This window comes from Geobacillus sp. G4, from assembly GCF_040327975.1.
In the GTDB taxonomy this organism is placed as follows: Bacteria; Bacillota; Bacilli; order Bacillales; family Anoxybacillaceae; genus Geobacillus; species Geobacillus thermoleovorans.
The window spans coordinates 1-348 of the sequence record NZ_JBEPJY010000081.1 but is presented as its reverse complement, the minus strand read 5'-3'; the positions used below and the strand labels follow the sequence as shown (position 1 = coordinate 348).

The following is a 348-nucleotide window of genomic DNA, read 5'->3' as shown; positions in this document are numbered from 1 at the left end:
TACGAAGTGCCGCCTCGGTTCATTGGGCAATCGATTGAGCTCCGCTATGACGAACGAGGCGTCTATGTGTACGAAGAGGGCAAACGGGTGGCGGAAGCCATTCGGGTGCGTATGGAGGACAATGCCTATGTAAAGCGCCATCGGTCGCCGTTTGCGGCGGTTTCGGCGAAGGAGGGCGAACAGGATGTATAAAACGTTTTATTCCCTCTCGCGGGAGCCGTTTGCGAAAGAAACCGACCCGTCTGAGGCGTATCAAGGGGCAGCGTTTCAAGAAGCGCTGCGGGCGCTGGAGTACGTGAAGCGAACGCGGGGAATCGGGCTGTTGATCGGAGAGCCGGGGGCGGGCAA

At 58.9% G+C, this 348-nt stretch carries 2 pseudogenes; both read left to right on the top strand.

The annotated features are described in order from the left end of the window. A pseudogene (locus tag ABS784_RS17035) lies at positions 1–192 on the top strand (IS481 family transposase); the annotation flags it as partial. After that, positions 185–348, top strand: a pseudogene (locus tag ABS784_RS17030) (AAA family ATPase); the annotation flags it as partial. The pseudogenes ABS784_RS17035 and ABS784_RS17030, both read left to right, overlap by 8 nt.